This window comes from Streptomyces sp. ME02-8801-2C (genome assembly GCF_033793965.1).
Taxonomy (GTDB): Bacteria; Actinomycetota; Actinomycetes; order Streptomycetales; family Streptomycetaceae; genus Streptomyces.
Window position 1 is genome coordinate 668,292 of the sequence record NZ_JARAXP010000002.1, and the last position, 21,421, is coordinate 689,712.

Annotated in this window: 14 protein-coding genes and 1 tRNA gene; 11 read left to right on the top strand and 4 right to left on the bottom strand. The window is 70.8% G+C overall.

Features of this window, described 5'->3' with window-relative positions; translation table 11 throughout:
* The first annotated feature begins 70 nt into the window (after positions 1-70).
* Complete coding sequence (locus tag PV396_RS07465) at positions 71-1,093, top strand: LacI family DNA-binding transcriptional regulator (RefSeq protein WP_319201655.1); 1,023 nt, start codon at positions 71-73, stop codon at positions 1,091-1,093.
* A gap of 203 nt (positions 1,094-1,296) precedes the next feature.
* Here the strand turns inward: PV396_RS07465 and PV396_RS07470 are convergent, their stop codons facing one another.
* Positions 1,297-2,454: a Gfo/Idh/MocA family oxidoreductase gene (locus PV396_RS07470; protein WP_319201657.1), complete on the bottom strand. Its 1,158-nt coding sequence runs from the start codon at positions 2,452-2,454 to the stop codon at positions 1,297-1,299.
* A 110-nt stretch (positions 2,455-2,564) separates the two neighbouring features.
* Here PV396_RS07470 and PV396_RS07475 point away from each other — a divergent pair, with 110 nt between their 5' ends.
* Positions 2,565-3,575 carry a LacI family DNA-binding transcriptional regulator gene (locus tag PV396_RS07475; protein ID WP_319201659.1) on the top strand — a complete coding sequence of 337 codons (1,011 nt, stop codon included), beginning with the start codon at positions 2,565-2,567 and terminating at the stop codon, positions 3,573-3,575.
* Positions 3,576-3,661: 86 nt separating this feature from the next.
* Here the strand turns inward: PV396_RS07475 and PV396_RS07480 are convergent, their stop codons facing one another.
* The gene (locus PV396_RS07480; protein WP_319201660.1) at positions 3,662-5,419 is read right to left on the bottom strand and encodes a helix-turn-helix domain-containing protein; all 1,758 of its coding nucleotides are present in this window, start codon (positions 5,417-5,419) and stop codon (positions 3,662-3,664) included.
* Between the two features lie 174 nt (positions 5,420-5,593).
* Here PV396_RS07480 and PV396_RS07485 point away from each other — a divergent pair, with 174 nt between their 5' ends.
* The 5 genes from PV396_RS07485 (at position 5,594) to PV396_RS07505 (ending at position 11,158) form a co-directional block, all read left to right on the top strand.
* Positions 5,594-7,333 carry an FAD-dependent monooxygenase gene (locus PV396_RS07485; RefSeq protein WP_319201662.1) on the top strand — a complete coding sequence of 580 codons (1,740 nt, stop codon included), beginning with the start codon at positions 5,594-5,596 and terminating at the stop codon, positions 7,331-7,333.
* A gap of 23 nt (positions 7,334-7,356) precedes the next feature.
* Positions 7,357-8,286, top strand: coding sequence for an intradiol ring-cleavage dioxygenase (locus tag PV396_RS07490; RefSeq protein WP_319201664.1), 930 nt, complete (start codon positions 7,357-7,359; stop codon positions 8,284-8,286).
* 35 nt (positions 8,287-8,321) lie between these two features.
* Positions 8,322-9,368, top strand: coding sequence for a maleylacetate reductase (locus tag PV396_RS07495; protein ID WP_416071365.1), 1,047 nt, complete (start codon positions 8,322-8,324; stop codon positions 9,366-9,368).
* 19 nt (positions 9,369-9,387) lie between these two features.
* Positions 9,388-10,299: a YceI family protein gene (locus PV396_RS07500; protein WP_319201668.1), complete on the top strand. Its 912-nt coding sequence runs from the start codon at positions 9,388-9,390 to the stop codon at positions 10,297-10,299.
* Between the two features lie 73 nt (positions 10,300-10,372).
* On the top strand, positions 10,373-11,158 hold the full coding sequence (locus PV396_RS07505; RefSeq protein ID WP_319201670.1) for an NPP1 family protein: 786 nt from the start codon (positions 10,373-10,375) through the stop codon (positions 11,156-11,158).
* Positions 11,159-11,172: 14 nt separating this feature from the next.
* On the opposite strand, the gene PV396_RS07510 is transcribed toward PV396_RS07505, so the two are convergent.
* Positions 11,173-11,721, bottom strand: coding sequence for an excalibur calcium-binding domain-containing protein (locus PV396_RS07510; protein ID WP_319201672.1), 549 nt, complete (start codon positions 11,719-11,721; stop codon positions 11,173-11,175).
* A gap of 168 nt (positions 11,722-11,889) precedes the next feature.
* Here PV396_RS07510 and PV396_RS07515 point away from each other — a divergent pair.
* Positions 11,890-11,963 (top strand) — tRNA-Pro (locus PV396_RS07515).
* 227 nt (positions 11,964-12,190) lie between these two features.
* Here the strand turns inward: PV396_RS07515 and PV396_RS07520 are convergent.
* Positions 12,191-13,381: an MFS transporter gene (locus tag PV396_RS07520; protein WP_319201674.1), complete on the bottom strand. Its 1,191-nt coding sequence runs from the start codon at positions 13,379-13,381 to the stop codon at positions 12,191-12,193.
* A 398-nt stretch (positions 13,382-13,779) separates the two neighbouring features.
* Here PV396_RS07520 and PV396_RS07525 point away from each other — a divergent pair, with 398 nt between their 5' ends.
* The 3 genes from PV396_RS07525 to PV396_RS07535 all read left to right on the top strand — a co-directional run bounded on the left by PV396_RS07525 (position 13,780) and on the right by PV396_RS07535 (position 21,097).
* Entirely contained in the window at positions 13,780-16,959 is a 3,180-nt protein-coding gene (locus PV396_RS07525) for a putative bifunctional diguanylate cyclase/phosphodiesterase (protein WP_319201676.1), read from the top strand.
* A 68-nt stretch (positions 16,960-17,027) separates the two neighbouring features.
* Positions 17,028-20,312: an amino acid adenylation domain-containing protein gene (locus tag PV396_RS07530; protein ID WP_319201678.1), complete on the top strand. Its 3,285-nt coding sequence runs from the start codon at positions 17,028-17,030 to the stop codon at positions 20,310-20,312.
* Positions 20,309-21,097 (top strand): leucyl/phenylalanyl-tRNA--protein transferase, encoded by a 789-nt coding sequence (locus tag PV396_RS07535; protein WP_319201680.1) that lies wholly within the window; start codon positions 20,309-20,311, stop codon positions 21,095-21,097. The genes PV396_RS07530 and PV396_RS07535 overlap by 4 nt, the downstream gene beginning before the upstream one ends.
* Positions 21,098-21,421 lie beyond the last annotated feature (324 nt).

Sequence of the window (21,421 nt, forward strand, 5' to 3'; positions counted from 1 at the left end):
TGACAAACTCGTCAAACAACCGGCAGACAGCCATCAAAAACCCCTCAAGTCGAAGCCGAGGATCCTTCCCATGGGCCACCCCTACCCGATCCGGGAGATCGCCCGTCAGGCGGGCCTCAGCGAGGCCACCGTCGACCGCGTCCTGAACGGCCGGGGAGGGGTGCGCGAGAGCACCCAGCGGGAGGTGCGGCAGGCCATCACGGACCTTGACCGGCAGCGCACCCAGGTCAGGCTGGTCGGCCGTACGTTCATGATCGACATTGTGATGCAGGCGCCCGAGCGGTTCACCACCGCAGTCAGGGCCGCCCTGGAGGCCGAGTTGCCCGCTCTCCACCCGGCCGTCGTGCGCTCCCGCTTCCACTTCCGCGAGACCGGTCCGGTGGCCGAACTGGCCTCGACCCTCGACCGCATCGCCCGGCGCGGCTCACAGGGTGTCATCGTCAAGGCGCCGGACGTACCCGAGATCACGGCCGCCGTCGGACGCCTGGTGGCCGCCGGCATTCCCGTCGTCACCCTGGTGACCGATCTGCCCTCCAGCGCCCGCCTCGCCTATGTCGGCATCGACAACCGGGCCGCGGGCGCGACCGCCGCGTACCTCATGGGCCAGTGGCTCGGCGAGCGCCCCGGCAACGTGCTGACCAGCCTCAGCAGCGGCTTCTTCCGCAACGAGGAGGAACGCGAGATGGGTTTCCGGGGCGTCATGCGGGCCCGGTATCCCGACCGCGCCCTCGTCGAGATCGCCGAGGGGCAGGGCCTGGACGCCACCCAGTACGACCTGGTCCGGGACACCCTGAAACGCGACGCCGACATCCGGGCCGTCTACTCGATCGGCGGCGGCAACATCGCGACGCTACGGGCCTTCGAGGACCTGGGGCGCGAGTGCGCGGTGTTCGTCGCCCACGACCTCGACCACGACAACACCCGCCTGTTGGGCGAACAGCGCCTGTCCTGCGTCCTCCACCACGACCTCCGCCAGGACATGCACGAGGCCTGCCGCACCATCATGCGAGCCCACGGCGCCCTCCCCCCGGCGGGCCCGACACTCCCGTCACCGATCCAGGTGGTCACCCCTTACAACATGCCTCCACGCTGACAAGCGCCCCGACAGGGGCGCGGGGAACTGCGCGACAAGCCCCCGCCGGTCCCGCACTCGACAAACCGCGCGCATCGATGGGGGCGCGAGGAACAGCGGGACAAGCCCCCACCGTCCCGCAGCCAACAAACCGACCGCATCGACAGGGGCGCGGGGAACTGCGCAAACGACCCCCCACCGGCCCGCAGCCAACAAACCGCGCGCTACGCCCCCAAGCTCACCCACGCCCCCGACTCCACAGACCGCCCCATCGCATCCAACGCCACCGCACTGTGAACGGCGTCCACCAACGTAGCCCCGTACGGCACCCCCTCACCCACCGACCGCACAAACCGATAAGCCTCAATCACCTTCAGATCGTCGTACCCCATCGCGTTCGCCGCCCCCGGCTGAAACGCTCCGAACTCCCCGTCCCCCGGGCCCACGAACACCGTGCTGACCGCCTGATCCTGGTACGACGAACCCGTACTCACACCGAGCTCGTTCATCCGCCGGAAGTCCCAGAACACCGCCCCCTTCGTCCCGTGCACCTCGAAGCCGTAGTTGTTCTGCTCCCCGACCGACACCCGGCACGCCTCCAGGACACCCCGGGCGCCGGAGGCGAAACGCAGCAGGCAGGAGACGTAGTCCTCGTTCTCCACAGGCCCCAGCTCACCACCCGACGCACGGGTGTGACCGGCCGTGGCGCCCGTCGGACGGGCCCGTTCGGGCACGAAGACGGCCGTGTCGGCGGTGAGCGCGGCGATGTCGCCGAGCAGGAAGCGGGCCAGGTCCGCGCCGTGCGAGGCGAGGTCGCCCAGCACTCCGCTGCCGCCGCGCTCCCGCTCGTACCGCCAGGTCAGCGCGCCGTCCGGATGGGCCGCGTAGTCGCTGAACAGACGGACGCGGACATGCGTGACCGTGCCGATCCCGCCCGACGCGATGAGCTGGCGGGCCCGCTCCACGGCAGGCGCGTTGCGGTAGTTGAAGCCGACCGTGCCCTGGACGCCCGCCTTGGCGACCGCGTCGGCCACCGCGCTCGCGTCGGCCGCCGACGGGCCGACCGGCTTCTCGATCCAGATGTGCTTGCCCGCCTCGGCCATCGCGACGCCGATCTCCCGGTGCAGGAAGTTCGGCGCGGTGATGCTCACCGCCTGAACGCGCGGGTCCTCGGCGATGTCACGCCAGTCACGGGTCGTCGAGGCGAACCCGAACTGCGCGGCGGCCTCCTCGGCCCGCCCGGGCACCTCCTCCGCGACCGTGACCAGTTCGGGCCGCAGCCCCAGCTGGGGAAAGTGGTGCGCCAGGCGGACGTACGCCTGTGTGTGCACCCGTCCCATCCAGCCGAACCCCACGACGGCGACACCGAGCGTACTTGCCATGACAGCCCCTCTTTGGACCGGTCCAGAACATTTCCCCTCACCCTCCGCGCCCACGGCCTGTGCTGTCAACCCTTTGACAGGACATGGGACCCTGTGGAACGGTCCAACGCATGAGACCGCCGACCATCCGAGACGTCGCCGAACGAGCCGGTGTGTCGAAGTCCCTGGTCTCCCTGGTGCTCCGCGGCTCAGAACAGGTGCGGCCCGAGAAGCGGGACGCCGTCCTGCTCGCCGTACGGGAACTCGGCTACCGGCCGAACGCCGCCGCGCGCAGCCTCAGCGAACAGCGCAGCCGTACCGTCGGTGTCCTCCTCAACGACCTGCGCAACCCCTGGTTCGTCGACCTCCTCGACGGGCTCAACTCCGTCCTGCACGACAACGGCCTGCACATGCTGCTCGCCGACGCCCGCCTCAACCGGCGCAGCGGCCAGGACCTCACCGGCCCCTTCCGCGATCTCGGCGTCGACGGCCTGGTGGTCGTCGGCACCCTGCCCGACCCGGCGCTTCTCGGCACCCTCGCCGAGCGCATCCCGGTCGTCGTCGCGGGCGCCCGCGAGCCCGCGCTGCCCGGCGTCGACATGGTCGCCAACGACGACGAGTACGGCGCCCGCATCGCCACCGAGTACCTCATCGGGCTCGGGCACCGCCGGATCGCCCACATCGCCGGGTACGGCGCCGTCGGGGAACTGCGCCGGCGCAGCTTCGAGGCGACCATGCGCGCGCACGGTCTGGCGGACAGCGCGCTCGTCGAGGCCGGCGACCTCACCGAGGAGGGCGGCTACCGCAGCACCGTCCGCCTGCTCGGCGGGCCCGCCGACCGGCCCACCGCCGTCTTCGCCGTCAACGACATGACGTCTGTCGGTGCCCTCTCCGCCGCCGAGGAGCTGGGACTGAGCGTTCCCCGGGACCTGTCCGTCATCGGCTACGACAACACGAACATCTCCCGGCTGCGGCACGTCTGGCTGACCACCGTGAACCCCGCCAGCCACGAGATCGGCCGCCGCGCCGCCCGCTGCCTCCTCGAGCGGCTCGACCGGCCCCGGCAGCCGGGCGGCGTCCACCTCGCCGCCCCGACACTGGAGATCAGGGGGACGACGGCACCACCGGCCGAAGGCCCGTGAAATTCACCAAGGCCCGTGAAGCCCTGCTCAAGCCCGTAAAGCCCTGCTCAAGCCCGTAAAGCCCTGCTCAAGCCCGTGAAGCGTGTTCAGGCCCGGTACTCGCGCAGCTTCCGGTAGAGCGTCGCGCGGGCGATGCCCAGGTCGGCCGCCGTACGCGCCTTGTTGCCGCCGTTGCGGCGCAGGGCCTCCAGTATCGCGGTGCGCTCGGCGTGCTCCATCGGGCTGAGCGGACGCGCGGCGGGCCCTTCCCTTACCGGGTCGGGGAGTTCGGCCCGCCCGACCGGCCCCGCCGCCCGCCGGGTCTCCGCCAACGTCCGTACCAGGTGGGCGAGTTCGGTGAGATTGCCCGGCCACGGATAGCGCTCCAGTGCCCGCAGCGCGTCCAGTGTCCAGGTGAGCGGCGGTGTGCCGTCGGCCGGCCGCGGAGCCAGCACCGCCAGCAACTCGCGGATGTCCTCGGGGCGTTCACGCAACGCGGGCAGGGTCACCGAGCGGGCGGCCAGCGTGTCCAGGAGCCGCTGGTGACAGGGGCCCGGGGGAGTGCCGGGTGTGTACGTGACGAGCAACCGGACGTCCGGACGCTCGTCGAGGAGCGAGTTCAGCGCGGCGACATCGGACTGGGCGAGCCGCTCGGCGTGCCGCAGGAGAAGCGGCCGGTAGCCCAGCAACTCGCTGCCCCTCAGGCCCAGTTCGGGCGACTCGGCGGCGTCCAGGACCAGAAACTCGGTGTCGCCCAGCAGTTTGCGGGCCAGCGTGGTCTTGCCGGAGCCGCGCTCCCCGGTCAGCAGAAGCGGTTCGCTGCCGCGCGCCAACTCCGTTGCCCGGCCCACCGCGTGGAGCCACGGCACCGAACTCCCGGCCGGCCGCCCCGTCACCGGCCGCGCCACCGCCCGTACCGGCGTCCGTACCGTCGTCCCCTCCGAGACCGGCTCCAGCACGGCGACGATCCCGAGGAGCCGGCCGCCGTCCTCCTCCCGCACCGGGCTGAACTCGGCGGTACAGCCCGCCCCTTCGGGCAGCGCGAGGTCGTACGACCCGACAGGCGCCGCCGACCGCAGCACCGCCCGCGCGCTTCGCTCCAGCGACTCCAGCACCTGCGGCGACACCAACCGCACCGCCGCCTCACTGACCAGCCGGCTGCGCCCGTCCAGGGCCACCACCGCACGCTCCTGCCCGCCGCCGGGCCCGCCGTCCCGGCCCTGCGCCGCCCGTGCGTACGCGGCCAGCAGGGTCCGCTCGGCCGAGTGGGACCGGGCCAGCAACTCCGCCTCCACCGCGATCACCGCCGCCTCCGCGAGGGCCGCACCGGGATGCGGGCCCTCGCCGGTGCAGAGTTTCGAGGCGACGGTGATCGTGCCGAGGGGCCGGCCGGAGTCCGGGGCGAACACCGGCACACTGACCGCCGACACGTCCTGCCACACGTCGAGGAAGTGCTCGGGGCCGTGCACCTCGGCCCGCCGCCGGACGCGCAGGGCGAGCGCCGCGCTGTTGTGCCCGACCTCCCGCTCGGCCAGATCGCGGCGCAACCGGCCCTCGGGCGCGTCGCCCCCCACCCACAGCACCCGCAGCCGTTCGTCGGTGAGCAGCAGCGCCGAGTGGCCGCCGAGCGCCGGGGCCAGCCGTTCGAGGACGGGCAGGGCCGCCGCCAGCAGCGCCGATCCGGCGGACCGTCCGTCCACGGAATCGGCCCGGCGCACGTCGTGCCGTACGCCGAGGAAGCGGGCGCGCCGCCAGGCCGCGACGGTCTCGTCAGGGATGTCGGCGGGCAGCGGACGCCCGGTCAGGAACCGTTGGCGTGCCTGACTGAGCAGGAGGAGGGCGGGGGATTCTTCAGCTGTGGTCATGGCACGACTCACGGTATCGGGCCGCACCCGGCGACCGTCGCCGAGGTACGGGGATACGGAGAGCGCCTGGTGTCTCGTAATGAGACACCCACGGACGGCCGTACCGCTCCACGATCACCCATGGCCGCCTACTGTTCCCGCGCGCGGCATGCCCAGCGTCTGGAGTGCAGCCCCATGCCTACCGTTGTCGAGACCGACGTACTGATCGTGGGCAGCGGCCCGGCCGGGGCGTCGGCCGCGCTCGCGCTCAGCGCCTACGGTGTGTCCAACATCGTCGTCACCCGGTACGCGAGCCTCGCCGACACGCCCCGCGCGCACATCACCAACCAGCGCACGATGGAGGTCCTGCGCGACCTCGGTGTGGAGGGCGACGTGGTCGCCAGGGCCACGCCCCAGCACCTCATGGGCAACACCACCTTCTGCACCAGCCTGGCCGGCGAGGAACTGGGCCGGGTGCGCTCCTGGGGCAACGATCCGCTCGTCCAGGCCGCTCATGAACTGGCCAGTCCCACCCGTATGTGCGACCTCCCGCAGCATCTGATGGAACCCGTCCTCGTCGACGCGGCCGTCGCACGCGGCACCCAACTCCGGTTCCAGACCGAGTATCTGACCCATATTCAGGACGGGTCCGGGGTCACCGCCACCGTCCGTGACCGGCTGCGCGGCGACACCTACGAGATACGCGCCCGCTATCTGATCGGCGCGGACGGCGGCCGTTCCAAGGTCGCCGAGGACGCCGGGCTGCCCATGGGCGGCCAGATGGGCGTCGCCGGCAGCATCAACATCGTCTTCGACGCCGACCTGACCCGGTACACGGCCCACCGCCCCTCCACCCTCTACTGGGTCCTCGCCCCCGGCGCCACCGTCGGCGGCATCGGCGCGGGCCTCGTCCGCAACGTCCGCCCCTGGAACGAGTGGATGATCGTCTGGGGCTACGACGTGACCGCCGGCGCCCCCGACCTCACCACCGAGTACGCGGAATCCATCGTCCGCAGGCTCGTCGGCGACGACGACATCCCCGTGACCGTCAAGTCGTCCTCGGCCTGGACGGTCAACGAGATGTACGCCGAGACATACGCCAACGGGCGCGTCTTCTGCGCCGGCGACGCCGTCCACCGCCACCCGCCGTCCAACGGCCTAGGCTCGAACACCTCCATCCAGGACGCCTACAACCTCGCCTGGAAGCTGAAACTGGTCCTCGACGGCGTCGCCGCCCCCACGCTGCTCGACAGTTACACGGCCGAACGCGCCCCCGTCGGCAAGCAGATCGTCACCCGCGCCAACAAGTCCATCGCCGAGACCGCCCCGATCTTCGAGGCTCTCGACGGGCTCTCCCCGCAGACCCCCGAGGAACTCTGGGCCAACATCGCCGCCCGCAAGGACGCCACCGAGGCCGCCGCCGGACAGCGCGCCCGGTTGCGCGCGGCGATCGCCGCCAAGGTGTACGAGTTCAACGCCCACGGAGTCGACCTCAACCAGCGCTACGAGTCCGCCGCGATCGTCCCCGACGGCACCCCCGTCCCCGGCTTCGCCCGCGATCACGAGCTGCACCACCAGCCCTCCACCCGCCCAGGCGCCAGAATCCCGCACGCCTGGCTCACCTCGGGAACCCGCACCCTGTCCACCCTCGACACCGTGGGCCGGGGCCGCTTCACCCTCCTCACCGGCATCGGCGGCGACGCCTGGACACGCGCGGCGAAGGCACAGCCCCTCGACATCGCCACGGTCGTCATCGGCCCCGGCCAGGCGTACGAGGACCCGTACGGCGACTGGGCCGGCCTCAGCGAGATCTCCGACGCGGGCGTGCTCCTCGTACGCCCGGACGGGTTCGTCGCCTTCCGACACGCCGAAGCGGCCGAGAACGCCGAACAGTTGCTGACGGACGCCCTGCGACAGATCCTCGGACATGCCTGACCGGACGGGACGAGGAGCGCGACATGACCACTGAAGCCGGAGCGAGCGACGGCGGTGACGGCGCCGGGTTCACGACCGCCGTCACCGAGGCCGTCGTCGACAGCATGAGCGAAACCCCCGACCCGCGCCTGCGCGAGCTGCTCACCGCCCTCACCAGGCACCTCCACGCCTTCGTCCGGGAGACCGAGCCGACGATGCGCGAGTGGGAGCGGGCCATCGGCTTCCTGACGGCGACCGGGCAGACCTGCACCGACACCCGGCAGGAGTTCATCCTTCTGTCGGACGTCCTCGGCGTCTCGATGCTCGTGGAGACCCTCAACGGCCAACGGGACCCGGGCGCGACCGAGTCGACCGTGCTCGGCCCCTTCCACATGACCGAGTCACCGGTACGGGAACTCGGCGCCGACATCGACTTGGTGGGCGCCGGTGAGCCGTGCGTGGTCAGCGGACGGGTGCTCGACGGGGATGGAACTCCGCTGCCCGGCGCGGTACTCGACGTCTGGCAGGCCGACGCCGGGGGCTACTACGACGTCCAGCAGCCGGACGTCCAGCCGCCGGGCAACGGCAGAGGGCTCTTCACCACGGACGCGGAGGGCCGCTTCTGGTTCCGCACCTGTGTACCGAGCCCGTACCCGATCCCGACGGACGGCCCGGTCGGCGACCTCCTGAACGCCACCGGCCGGCACCCCTACCGCCCCGCCCACATCCACTTCATCGCCACGGCCGAGGGCCACGAGCCCGTCACCACCCACATCTTCGTCGCGGGCAGCGACTACCTCGACTCGGACGCCGTGTTCGCCGTGAAGGAGAGCCTGGTCCAGGACTTCACCGAGACCGACGACCCGCCCCTGGCAGCCGAGTTCGACGTCCCGAACCCCTTCCGCCACGCGCGCTTCGACCTCGTACTCGAGAAGTCGGAGAAGTCGGCGAAGCCGGTGGAGAGGAAGTCGTGAGCGGCGCACCGGACTTCAGCTACGAGGCCCAGCCGATGCGTGTCGTCCTGCGCGCCGGAGCAGCAGTCACCGCGACGGCCGGTGAGGCCGAACGGCTCGGGCTGCGACGGCTGTTGGTGGTGTGCGGCGCGCGCGGAAAGGACACCGCGCGGGCGGTCGCCGACTCACTCGGACCGGCCCTGGCGGGCCTGCACGACGAGGCACGGATGCACGTACCCGTCGAAGTCGCCCAGCGGGCCGTGGAGGTGGCGCTCGAAGTGGGCGCCGACGGGTGCGTGGCGGTCGGCGGCGGCAGCGCGATCGGCTTGGGAAAGGCGATCGCGCTGCGCACCGGGCTGCCGCTGATCGCCGTGCCCTCCACCTACTCCGGCTCGGAGATGACCCCCGTCTGGGGCCTGACCGAACAGGGCGTCAAACGCACCGGCCGCGACCGCTCGGTCCTGCCGCGCAGTGTGGTGTACGACCCCGAGCTGACCCTCTCCCTCCCCGTCCCGCTCTCGGTGACCAGCGGCATCAACGCCATCGCGCACGCGGTGGAAGCCCTGTACGCCCCGGACGCCTCCCCGCTCGTCTCCCTGATGGCACGGGAAGGGGTACGGGCGATGGCCGAGGCGCTCCCGGACGTGGCCGCCGACCCGGCGTCCCTCGACGCACGCGGCCGGGCCCTGTACGGGGCGTGGCTGTGCGGCGCCTGTCTCGGCGCCACCACCATGGGCCTGCACCACAAGCTGTGCCATGTCCTCGGCGGCACCTTCGGCCTGCCGCACGCCGAGACCCACACGGTGGTCCTGCCGCACGCCCTGGCCTACAACGCGCCCGCCGCTCCGGACGCGGCCGACACCGTCGCCCATGCGCTGGGCGGAGCGTCCGATGCCCCAACCGCCCTCTGGGAACTGGCCGGACGCCTCGGCGCACCGCGTTCCCTCGCCGAACTCGGCCTGACAGAGGGCGATGTGGAGACGGCGGCGTCCCAGCTCACCGGACAACAGCCGTACGCCAACCCGCGCGAGGTCACGCGGGAGGGCGTGCTCGCTCTGCTGCGCGCGGCATTCCGGGGCGCGGCGCCCGGGACGACGAACTGAGAACAGAAAGGCATTTCCCATGACCCTCGCACTGCTCAGGCGTCTGCGGTCCAAAGGCGCCCCCGGTCGCGCGGGCCTCGCACTACCCCTGCCCGCCGGGGCCGGTGCCCTCAACTGCGAGGTCCTCGACCCGCTGGGCCAGCCGATGGGCGGCGCCGAGGTGACGGTGAGCGCGACCGACGCCCATCAGGTGGTTGCACGCGGTACGACGGACCCGTACGGCTACTTTCTCGCCGTGCTGCCGGCGGGCCGCTACAGCCTCATGGTCAGTGCCGAGGGGCTGACGCCGTACCGCGAGGCCGTCGATCTGCTCGACGGCGAGACGCTCCCGGCTCAACCTGTCCGGCTGGAGCCGGCCCGGCCGCTTGACCTGCCGGTGCCCGGCACCTGGCTGTTCGACCCGCCGCACACGGCGATCCGTTTCATCGCCAAGCATGTCGGCATGGGCCATGTGCACGGCCGCTTCGAGCGGTTCGAGGGCGGTATCCAGGTGGCGCGGACGATGACCGAGTCCCGGGTCCAGGTCCGTATTGACGCGTCGAGCATCACGACCGGCAACCGGACCCGGGACGACCATCTGCGGTCGCCGGACTTCCTGGACGTCGAGCGCTTTCCGTACATCGACTTCGTGAGCTCGCGTTTCTCCTACCGGGCCGGCGCGAAGTGGGCGGTGCAGGGCTCGCTCTCGATGCATGGCGTGAGCCGCTCGATGTCGCTGGACACGACCTACCTGGGCTCGGTCAACGGCGGCTACGGCGAGGAGTTGCGCTGCGCGGCCCACGCCAGGGCCGAGCTGCACCGGGAGGACTACACGCTCAACTGGCGTTCCATGCTGGCGCGGGGCATCGCGGTGGTCGGCCCGACGGTCCAACTCGAGCTGGACGTACAGGCGATGTACCGGACCCACGACACCCCCACGCCTCCCGAGTGACCCATCCGTGATATGGGCATGCCAATCTGACCGAGCACCCGTTCCCCGGGACGTCATCGATCAGGAGGCACCCATGACCCAAGCCGCTCCCGCGAAGAGACGTACGCGCACCCGCAGAGCCTCGCTCGTCCTCGGCAGCGCGGTCGCGCTGGTCGTCGCCTTCCCCGGCACCGCTCTCGCCGACCCGCCCGGGGCGCTGCCGGCCAACGCGGACAGCACCGAACAGACGTACCAGCCGGCCTACGACTACGACACCGACGGCTGCTACTCCAGCCCCGCCATCGGGTCCACGGGCACCCTCAACGGCGGCCTGAAGCCGACCGGTTCTCTCAACGGGCAGTGCCGGGACGCCGCCGACCTCGACAACACCAACGGCTACTCCCGGTACAAGTGCAACAACGGCTGGTGCGCGATCATCTACGGCCTCTACTTCGAGAAGGACCAGGCCCTCGCGGGAAGCAGCATCGGCGGGCACCGGCACGACTGGGAACACGTGGTGGTCTGGGTGCGGGACGGCGTGGCGCAGTACGTCTCGACGTCCAACCACGGCGGCTTCAGCATCCACACCCGGGACCAGGTCCGTTGGGACGGCACGCATCCCAAGATCGTCTACCACAAGGACGGCATCAGGACGCACTGCTTCCGCCTCGCGGGCACCAACGACGAGCCGCCGGAGAACCACAAGGGAACCTGGCAGTTCCCGGCGCTGGTCGGCTGGAACGGCTACCCGTCAGGCATCCGCGACAAGTTGACCTCCGCCGACTGGGGCAGCGCCAACTTCGGCCTCAAGGACGGCAACTTCAACTCCCACCTGGCGGCGGCCATGCCGGCGGGCATCACCTTCGACCCGAACGCCTGACGCCACCGTTCCCGTCACTCGCAGCCGACGCCGTCGCCGTCCCGGTCGAGATGCCGTCCATAGCCGGGATCACCGACATGCACCGGGGCGGCTCCGGCCGCGCGGGCCGCCGCGCAGTTCCGGTAGTACACGTCGCCGCCCCCGGAGCCGGAGCCCCCGTCCGATCCGGAACCACCGTCGGACCCGCTGTCGGAGCCGGTGTCCGATCGGGTGTCGGAATCCGGCGCCGGTTCGGCCGTCACCGTTTTCGTCGCCAGCACGGTGACCGTAGCCGCGGGTTCGGGCGTGGCTGTCTCGGTCGCCGTAGCGGTGGCCGTGACCGTGGCTGTCGCGGTGGCGGTGACGGTCGCGGTGGGCTTCGGTTCCGCGGACACCGGGTCCTTCCCGTCCCCCTGGCCGCCGTCACCGATGCCGAGACCGATGATGAACGCGAGCCCGATGGCGGGCAGTACGAATCTCTTGCGCGCCCATCTCGGGCCCTGGCGGTCCGCTCCAGGGCCCGGTATCGGACCCTGGGGCGTGTTGCCGGGCGGGTTGCCGGGAGTGTTGTACGGGTTGCTCATGCTCGTCCCCCCTGTTGCGTTTCAGGTGGGACGACGTTAGAGCGTCAGATGAGGCGATAAGGGGTCCTTGATGCGCCGGTGACCGTTCCGTGACCGCTCGGACGCACACGCGGGCGTGCGGTAGGGTTTCTCTGTGCGATCACGCGGGGCAACCGCGGGTCGACGCACCGGGACGTGGCGCAGCTTGGTAGCGCACTTGACTGGGGGTCAAGGGGTCGCAGGTTCAAATCCTGTCGTCCCGACGGTGCGAAGGGTCTTCGCAGGCGAGAGCCTGCGGGGGCCCTTCTTCGTTTCGTGTGGGTCGGATCCGGGCTTCGAGGTGGAAGATGACGCTCGTCGGCATCTCGGGTGAGGCCCGGGGCGGTTCGAACCTCACACAAAGGTGTCGTCGGCGTCGGCTCGCCCCGGATCCGGCGCGTGCCATCGGCCGCCTCGGGCACCCCACCACGAGCGGCGGGGCCGGCTGCGCTCACTGTGCGCCGGCGCGGGTCAGTCGTGGCAGGGCGACGGAGACCGTCGCGGCGGCGAGCAGGGCTGCCGCACACGGCACCCAGTAGCCCGCCGAGGCCCCCGCCGCGTCGACCAGCCACCCGGACGCGGCGTAGCCCACCGCCACCCCGAGGGAGAGGCCCGACACGACCCAGGTGATGCTCTCGGTGAGCTGGGCGGCCGGCGTCAGACGGTCCACCAGCCCCATCGTGGTGATCAGGGTCGGCGCGACGGACATGCCCGCCACGAAGAGCACCCCCGCCAGCGCCGCGAGACCCGGCGCCAACAACAGCGGTGCCATCGTCACCGCCATCGCCCAGACACTGACCAGCAACCGCCGCGTGATCTCCCCCCTCGGCCTCATCGCGCCGAAGACCGCGCCCGCCAGGCCCGAGCCGAGCGCGTACACGCCCAGCAGCAGGCCGGAGAGCGCCTTGTGGTCGTGTGCGCCGGCGTACGCCACCGTCGCGACCTCCACCGAACCGTAGGACGCGCCCACCGAGGTCAGCGTCAGCGTCAGCAGGCCGAGTCCCGGGATACGCAGGGCGCTGCCCCCAGCGCGCCCCGACTCGGGGCGCACCCGCGGTTCCGTACGCCGCTGGGCGGTGAACAGCAGGACGCCGACGGCGAGCAGGACCGCCGCCATCAGCGGTCCGGCCTCGGCGCTGAGGCCGGTCGACAGCGTGATCGCCAGGACGGGGCCGACGACGTAGATCACCTCGTCGAGCACCGACTCCAGCGAGAACGCTGTGTGCAGCAGCCGCTGTGACTCCCGGTGGATCTCCGCCCAGCGGGACCTGACGAGCGCGCCCATGCTGGGCATGCAGCCCGCTACCGTCGCCGCGACGTACAGTGTCCAGTCCGGGGCGGCGTACCGGGCGCACAGCGTCAGCGCACAGATGGCGGCGACCGTCACGGCCGTCGCCGGGAGGACGACCCGGCGCTGGCCATGACGGTCGACCAGCCGGGAGATCTGCGGTCCGATCGCGGCGGCGGCGATCGCTTGTGTGGCGGAGACCGAGCCGGCGAGCCAGTACTCACCGCCGAGCTGCGACAGCATGGTGACGATGCCGACGCCGATCATCGACAGCGGAAGGCGTGCGATGAAGCCCGCCGTGGAGAAGAGCAGACTGCCTGCGGGAGAGAAGGTCCGGCGGTAATCGGAGAGCATGGGACTCCACGCTCCGTCAGGAGCCGATCGTCGCTGGGCGGATCCGGTCCGGTTACTGCGTCCTCCTTGTACTCCATGTTCCCGCATGGCGCACTATCCCGCGACGCGAGGCGGTATCTCTCCGCGCGCGTGCGGGAAATGGCAATCCGGGTAAGGTGGATGGAAGACACGTCGATGTCTCGGCGAGAAGGAGCCCGCATAACGGCGACCGCGTATGCCGGACCGCGTAGGCCGGACCGCGTATGCCGGCGATCGTGTTCACTGGCGACCAGGGCCGAATCCCGGCCCGGAGAATTCTCCTTTTTCAGCCCGGTCCCACGGGCTTCTCGCCGCCTGGATGGTGCCGTTCGCCCAGCTCGGACCGTCCGACAAATGGCCCTCCCAGGAGGTTAGTTGGGATGAACGCGCGACTGCGAAGTCAAGCTGCGATGGCCGCCGTCAGTTCAATTATCGTCGTGCTGACCGCGTTCTACTACGTATTTCCGGAACAGCGGATGATTTTCGTCGCCATTGGAGCGACCGGCGTTATCGGTATCGTCCTGGGTATCTTTCTCAACCACCCGGCGCATCGAATGCCCTGGCTGTTGCTCGCCGCGGGAAACTTCGCCTTCGCCGCAGGACAGGTCACCCAGATCATCCTCATCCAGTTGCTCCACGAGGAGATCCCATTCCCGTCGATCGCCGACGGCTTCTATCTCGCGGCATATCCGCTCTATGCGGCCGGGCTGCTGGGCTTCGTCCACTGGCGCACGAGTTGGCGCGACCGCGCGAGTCTCGTCGACGCGCTGACGCTGACAGTGGGCCTGGCACTGCTGTCGTGGCTCTTCCTCATCGAGCCGTACGCCCGCGTCGAGGGTCTCACCTGGGTGCAGAAGGCGTTCGCCATCGCCTATCCGCTCGGCGACATCCTCGTCCTGGCGATGCTGCTGCGCCTGCTCGCCGGGCGAGGCGGAAAGAGCCGCTCGCTCATGCTGCTCACAGCGGGCACCGTAGGCCTGCTCACCGCCGACGTGCTTTACGGCCTGATCCAGCTGAACGGGACGTGGCGCACGGGTAGTGCCGTCGAACTCGGCTGGGCCGTCCTGTACGGCGCCTGGGCGGCCGCGGCGCTCCATCCGTCCATGCGGTCGCTGACCCAGCCGGTGAGATGGCGCGCCGAGGCCGGCACCGGCCGGCTGAGCCTGCTCATCCTGGCATCGCTGATCGCGCCGGTCATCCTCCTGACGGAGGCGGTGCGCGGCGTGAGTTCCAACGGCGGCGTCATCGGGGTGTTCTCCGCGGTGCTCTTCCTCCTCGTGCTCTACCGCCTGGCGGGCGTGGTGGCGATCCACCGGTGGGCGGTCGGCAGGGAGAAGGTGCTGCGCAACGCGGTGTCGTCGCTGGGCGGAGCGGGCGATCTGCGGGATGTGGCCGCCGCCGTCCACTCCGCGGTGACGGAGCTGATGTCGAACGGCCCGCCGCGCTCCGCCCTGCTCACCCTGCCGGACAACACGCTCTGGGTGAACGGGGCGCACGGCGGCGTGAGCGGGCCCCTGTCCGCGCCGGCGACCGCAGCCGTACGGGAACTGATCGCGTCCGGCGAGAACCGCCTGGCGGCCCTCGACGGTGTGGGGCCCGATCTCGCCGCCCACCTCACGGGCCCGGACACGAAGCCGGCCCCCACCGACCACGCGCTGGTCTGCCCGCTCACCTCGCAGGATCACCCCTCGGGCGATCCGCTGATCGGGGCACTGATCGTGGCCGGGGACGAGCACGACCTGCTCGTGCTCCACGACACGCTGGCGACTCTCGCCGCGCAGACGGCCCTTGCCGCGGCGCGGGTCTCCCTCTCCGAAGAGGTCAACCGGCGCAACAGCGAGATGTACTTCCGCACGCTGGTGCAGAACGCCTCCGACGTCATCCTGATCCTCGACGACGGCGACCGGGTCCGTTACGCCAGCCCCTCCGCCGACCAGATGCTGGGCGTTCCGAGCCTGGAGGGCACCCAGCTCATCGATCTGGTGCCGCCGCAGGACAGTCGCACGGTGGTCGAGACGCTCGGCCGGATACGGAGGGGCGAGTACCAGAGCAGGCGCGAGCACTGGCGCATGGTCCGCGTCGACCAAACGTCCATCGAGGTCGAGGTGAGGTGGAGCGACCTGCGTGAGGAGGCGACCGTCGGTGGGGTGGTGCTCACCTTGCGGGACGTGACCGAACAACGCAAGCTCGAACGCGAACTCACGCACCAGGCGTTCCATGACTCCCTCACCAACCTGGCCAACCGCGTGCTCTTCCAGGAGCGGATCAACCACGCCCTGGTGCAGGCTCAGCGCGAGGGCACGGTGGTCGGCGTGCTCTTCGTCGACGTGGACGACTTCAAGGTCGTCAACGACATACACGGCCACGGTGTGGGCGACGAACTCCTGGTCGCGCTGTCACTCCGGCTGCAGACCACCGTCCGTGCCTCCGACACCGCCGCGCGCATCGGCGGCGACGAGTTCGCGCTCCTGGTGGAGGGTTCCGCCACGCCGGCGGGTGTGGAGCGGTTCACCGAACACGTGATGACCGCGTTCGCCGAGCCGTTCCGGCTCAGTGTGGGGCCGATGACCGCGTACGCCAGCATCGGCGTCGCGACGACGGAGGACAGCATCGACTCGGTCGAACTGCTGACACACGCCGACCTCGCTCTGTACTCGGCGAAGACGGAGGGCAAGCGCCAGTGGCGCCGCTACCACCCGGAACTGCAGAGCGGCATGGCCGAGCGTGCCAAGCTGCAGGAGGCCCTGGACAGTTCGTCGATCGAGACGTCGTTCATGGTGCTTTACCAGCCCATCGTGGAGCTGACCAGCGGTCGGATCGCCGGCTTCGAGGCGCTCGTTCGCTGGCCCCACTCCACGCGCGGCATGGTGCTGCCGGAGCAGTTCATCACGCTTGCCGAGGAGAGCGGCCAGATCGTCCCGCTCGGTGCCTGGGTGCTTGACCAGGCCGCGGCCGAGGCTGTCCGGTGGGAGGACTCCGTGCTGCGCCACGGGACGGCCGACCGCACCGCACCTTATGTCAGCGTGAACGTGTCGCCGCGTCAGTTCCGGGACGACGAGTTCCACAACGTGATCCGGCGCGCCCTGCAGCTTTCCGGCATCGAACCGTCGTCTCTCGTACTGGAACTGACCGAGAGTGTGCTGATGTACAACGACGAACGTATCCTGGCTGAGATGAGTTCGCTCACGGACCTCGGTATCCGTATCGCGATCGACGATTTCGGGACGGGCTACTCGTCGCTGAGCTATCTGCGTGAGTTCCCCATCTCGATACTCAAGATCGACAAGTCGTTCGTCGACGAACTCGGGCGCTCGCCCGAACAGTACGCCTTGGTCGAGGGCATCACGCATCTCGCGGATACGCTCGGCCTCACGGTGATCGCCGAAGGTGTGGAGAACGTGAGGCAGCGGGAGTTGCTGACCTCCATGGGCTGCCGGCTGGGCCAGGGGTACCTCTTCGCCAAACCGGTCAGCGCCGAGGAGGCGGAGCAGCTCATCCTCGCGCCGCCGCTCGGCCGCCCGGCCGGACTGCCTGTGCCTCGCGCGAACAGGAAGCGGTGATGGCGGCCCCTCCCGCGAGGGGCGCAGATCGTGCTCCGCAGGACGCCGCGCGAGGCAGGAGGCCCGAGGTGACGGAATGTGATCACCAGTCGGCAGAGTCGGCTGCGCCGTGCGTCGTGCTGCGCAACGACGAGGAGCAGTACGCGATCTGGCCCGCCGACCGCCGGATTCCGGCCGGGTGGCGTCGCATCGGCGGACCGGCGTCCGCCGGGTGGTGCGGGAGCCTGGTCGACCGCCTGTGGACCGATATGCGGCCCGCGACCGCCCGCGCCGCGGGGCGGCCCCCGAGACCCGGGCGGGGCACCGTGCCCGAGCTGGTCCGGGAGCGGGCACGGCGTGAGCCGTCCACTCTCGCGGTGCTCTCGGACGAGGGCCGGCTCAGCTACGCCGAGCTGATCCGCCGCGCGGACCGGCTCGCCCACCGGCTGCGGGAGTCGGGTGTCGACGCGGAGTCCGTCGTCACCGTGTGCCTCGACCGCGTGCCCGAGCTGGTCGTCGCGCTGCTGGCGGTGCTGAGCTCCGGCGGCGCGTTCCTGCCCCTCGACCCGGCGATGCCGCGGCAACGGATGGCCGCACTGATCGGGGAGAGCCGTTCACGCCTCATCGTCTCCAGCCGCGAGCACGCCCCGATGTTCGCCGAGTGCGAGGCGCGGATCCTCCACGCCGGGGAACCGGCCACGCAGGCGCCGCCGGAGAGCCCCCGGCAGACACAGCCGGTCCCCGGCCCTCGGCTGGACGACCTCGCCTACGTGCTCTACACCTCCGGATCCACCGGACCTCCCAAGGGAGTGATGATCACCCACCGGTCGCTGGCACACTCCCTCACCGCGGTGGCCCGGGCATACGAACTGACGCCCGGCGACCGGGTGCTGCACGCCGCGGCGCTCGGGTTCGACACCTCACTGGAGCAGATCTTCGCCACGCTGATCAGCGGCGCGACACTAGTCCTCGCGGGAACACACACGTGGGCGCCCACCGACCTGCTGCACCGTCTGCCGGAGCACGGGATCACCGTCGCCGACCTGACCCCCGCCTACTGGCATCGGATCGTCTCCGTCCCGGACCGCGACGAGAGCCTCGCGTCGCTGAGGCTCGTCATCGTCGGTGGCGAGATCGTCACCACGAAGGGCTGCCGCGCCATTCTGCACCGGATGCCCGGCGCGCGGCTCGTCAACGCCTACGGACTCACCGAGACCACGATCACCTCGACGCTCTGCGACCTGAACGAGGAAGTGCTTGCCGCGCCGGACACCGCCGTCGCCCCGATCGGCAGGCCCCTGGAGGGGAGTTCCGTCCATGTGCTCGACGCCGAACTGCGCCCGGTGCCGCCGGGCGAGCGCGGCGAGATCTACGTCGGCGGCCCGGGGCTGGCCCGCGGTATCTGGCGGCAACCCGCCCTGACCGCACAGCAGTTCCTGCCCGACCCGCACGGCTCGGCGCCCGGGGACCGGATGTATCGCACCGGGGATCTGGGCCGCCGGCGCTCGGACGGCAACCTGGAGGTCCTGGGCCGGGTCGACGACCAGCTGAAGATCCGCGGGTTCCGGGTCGACCCGGCCGAGGTCGAGGCCGCGCTCGTCTCCCATCCGGAGATCGGCCAGGCGATGGTGGTGGCCCGCACGCGCGCAGGCGGCGACCGGGACCTCATCGCGTACTTCACGCCGGCCTCGCGGTCGGCCTGTGGCGAGGATGTGCTGCGCGCACGGCTGCGGTCGGCACTCGCCGAGGTCCTGCCGGGCCACATGATCCCGGCGGCCTTCCACGAGGTGGAGTGTCTGCCCGTCACTCCCGGCGGAAAGCTCGACCGCAGGGCCGTGCCGGAACCCGTGGCCGCGGCGGCGCCGGTCGGCGCCGACGACCGTCCGGTGCCGCAGGGGATGGCGCAGTTGTGGGGCCAGATCCTGGAGGTGGACTACGTCCGTCCGCACGACGACTTCTTCGAGCTGGGCGGCAACTCGCTGCTGGCCATGGAGATGCTCGCCCGGACCCGCGTCGTGTTCGGCATCGGCATCACACAGATCCGCGACCTGACCCGTTCGCTGCTGCGCTATCCGACGCTCGCCGCGTTCGCCGAGTCCGTCCGCCAGGCACGTGCCGGCACACTGGCCCACCCGGACGGCGGGAGGGTCGACTTCGCCGCCGAAACCGATCGGCACGTTCCGACAGTGGGCCGTGACGCGTCGGCTCCGGACCCCCGGCGCCCCGGCGACGTCCTCCTCACCGGGGCGACCGGGTTCTGCGGCGCGCACATGATCGACGAGCTGCTGCGCAGGACGACGGGACGGGTCCTCTGCCTGGTCAGGGCCTCCGACGACCAGCACGCTATGGAGCGGATCCGTGCGAGCCACCGACGGTACGTCCTGGGCGATCTGACCAGCGAGCGTGTCCAGCCGGTCGTCGGCGACCTGGGCAAGCCCGGACTGGGCCTGTCCCCAAGCCGGTTCGAGGAGCTGGGATCGACCGTCGACGCCGTCTACCACTTCGGAGGCCAGGTCAACTTCATCTACCCGTACCACGAGTTGCGCGCGGCCAACGTCGACGGAACATACGAGATCATCCGTCTCGCCGCCGGCCGGGCCGTGCCCGTCCACTTCACCTCCAGCATGGCGGTGCTCGCCGGATTCGGGCCGGCTGGGGTGCGCGAGGTGACGGAGAACACGCCGCTGGGCTTTCCCGAGTACCTGTCGGTGGGATACGTGGAGACCAAATGGGTCGGCGAAGCGCTGCTGAAGAAGGCCTCCGACGCGGGCCTGCCGGTCGCCGTCTACCGCCTGATGGACATCACGGGCCGTAGCGGAACCGGCGTGATGAACACCAGCAGCGAGCTGGCCGCCCTCTTCGGCTTCATCGCGCGGACCGGGCTGTGCCCGGACGCCCGGCTGCTGCTGGACTTCCTTCCGGCCGACCACCTCGCCCGCGCCATCGGTCACATCTCCACCCGCCATTCCGCTCGCGGCGAGGTGTATCACCTCACCAACCCCCGTCCTGCGCCGCTGAGTTCGCTCGCCGAGCGCCTGCGCCGACGGGGTTACCCGGTCCAGGAGATCCCGTACGCCGAGTGGGTCGCCGCTCTGGTGAAGTACGCGGCAGGGCACCCCACCGACCCGATCAGCCCGTTCGTCCCGCTCTTCGTCGACCGGTGTGCGCGCGCCGACATCACCGTGAGCGAGATGTACTTCCAGGGCGTTTTCGCGGAGTTCACCCGCGGCAACGCCGAACGGGCGCTGGTGGACGCCGGGATCGACATTCCGCCGGTGGACGCGGAGATGATGGACCACTACATCGACTTCCTCCGGCGGGCCGACGACTTCCGGCCGGTGAAGAGCCAAGGGCAGGGAGCGGAACAGTGGTGAGCCGATGCCCTTCCTGGGACGCGCTGGACGTACTGGAAGCGGCGCCCGACGGTCCGGTGGCGTTCGGCGCCGACCTCAGTCCCGCCGGGCTCCTGGCGGCGTACCGCGCCGGGGTCTATCCGTTCCCGGCACCCGACGAGTACACCCGCGCCCTCAACGAGGTGGTCTTCGCCGATCAGGTCCAGGAGGGCCGCATCCGGCTCATCGGCGAGGAGTCGGCTGATCCCTACGCAGTCTCCTGGTGGTCGCCCGACCCCAGGCCGGTGCTCCCCGTCTCGGCCACGCACCTCAGCCGGAGCCTCGCCCGGCGGCTGCGCAACCGGCTGCCGTGGTCGACCAGCCTGGACCGGCGGTTCGAGGGGGTCGTCCGCGAATGCCGCGCCGGGCGCGTCCCCTTGTGGCTCACCGACGAGCTGATCGCAAGCCTGGTCAGCCTGCACGATCTGGGTCATGCTCACAGCGTCGAGGTGTGGGAGGACGGCGATCTGATCGGCGGTGTCTTCGGCCTGCGGGTCGGAACGGTCTTCAGCATGGACTCGATGTTCTTCCATCGTCCCGGTGCCGCGAAGGTGGCGGTGACCGACCTCGCGGCGCGCTTCGCACAAGCCGGCGGCGTGCTGCTCGACGCGCAGCGGGACAGTCCGCACGTCCGTGACCTGGGCTGCGTTCTCGTACCGCGAGCGCAGTACGTGCAGCGCCTCCACAGCACCGTGCGCGACGGCCTCCCGATGACCACCGCCACCCTGCCCGCCCGCCGCCTCGCCCCGCCGACGGGATCGCGCTGACCGCGTTCGTCGCGCTGCTCGCCCTCGTACCGTGCGAGGTGGGCGAGCCGTCACCAGGACAGGTGGCGACCTGAGATTCCGCACGGGTGAGGCACGGTCGTCGCAGGGTCCTCCAACACCCGGTGCTGGAGCACCTCTTCGAGGCGGTCGTCGTCACCGACCTCATGACGGCCGCTGGGGTGCCGGGGGTTCGGGCCCAGGGCGACCACTGCCTCACGTCGGCGATGCGTGACCCCTGCCGCGCGGCGCCCCGGCCGCGATCGGTGGATCATATGTGGTGAAAGTGCGCTATTGGTTCTAATTTATGACTGACGGTCTGACATC

Excerpts from the sequence above, each read along its gene's own strand:
- PV396_RS07465 (WP_319201655.1), top strand. The coding sequence starts at position 71 with ATGGGCCACCCCTACCCGATCCGGGAGATCGCCCGTCAGGCGGGCCTC.
- PV396_RS07470 (WP_319201657.1), bottom strand. The coding sequence starts at position 2,454 with ATGGCAAGTACGCTCGGTGTCGCCGTCGTGGGGTTCGGCTGGATGGGA.
- PV396_RS07475 (WP_319201659.1), top strand. The coding sequence starts at position 2,565 with ATGAGACCGCCGACCATCCGAGACGTCGCCGAACGAGCCGGTGTGTCG.
- PV396_RS07480 (WP_319201660.1), bottom strand. The coding sequence starts at position 5,419 with ATGACCACAGCTGAAGAATCCCCCGCCCTCCTCCTGCTCAGTCAGGCA.
- PV396_RS07485 (WP_319201662.1), top strand. The coding sequence starts at position 5,594 with ATGCCTACCGTTGTCGAGACCGACGTACTGATCGTGGGCAGCGGCCCG.
- PV396_RS07490 (WP_319201664.1), top strand. The coding sequence starts at position 7,357 with ATGACCACTGAAGCCGGAGCGAGCGACGGCGGTGACGGCGCCGGGTTC.
- PV396_RS07495 (WP_416071365.1), top strand. The coding sequence starts at position 8,322 with ATGCGTGTCGTCCTGCGCGCCGGAGCAGCAGTCACCGCGACGGCCGGT.
- PV396_RS07500 (WP_319201668.1), top strand. The coding sequence starts at position 9,388 with ATGACCCTCGCACTGCTCAGGCGTCTGCGGTCCAAAGGCGCCCCCGGT.
- PV396_RS07505 (WP_319201670.1), top strand. The coding sequence starts at position 10,373 with ATGACCCAAGCCGCTCCCGCGAAGAGACGTACGCGCACCCGCAGAGCC.
- PV396_RS07510 (WP_319201672.1), bottom strand. The coding sequence starts at position 11,721 with ATGAGCAACCCGTACAACACTCCCGGCAACCCGCCCGGCAACACGCCC.
- PV396_RS07520 (WP_319201674.1), bottom strand. The coding sequence starts at position 13,381 with ATGCTCTCCGATTACCGCCGGACCTTCTCTCCCGCAGGCAGTCTGCTC.
- PV396_RS07525 (WP_319201676.1), top strand. The coding sequence starts at position 13,780 with ATGAACGCGCGACTGCGAAGTCAAGCTGCGATGGCCGCCGTCAGTTCA.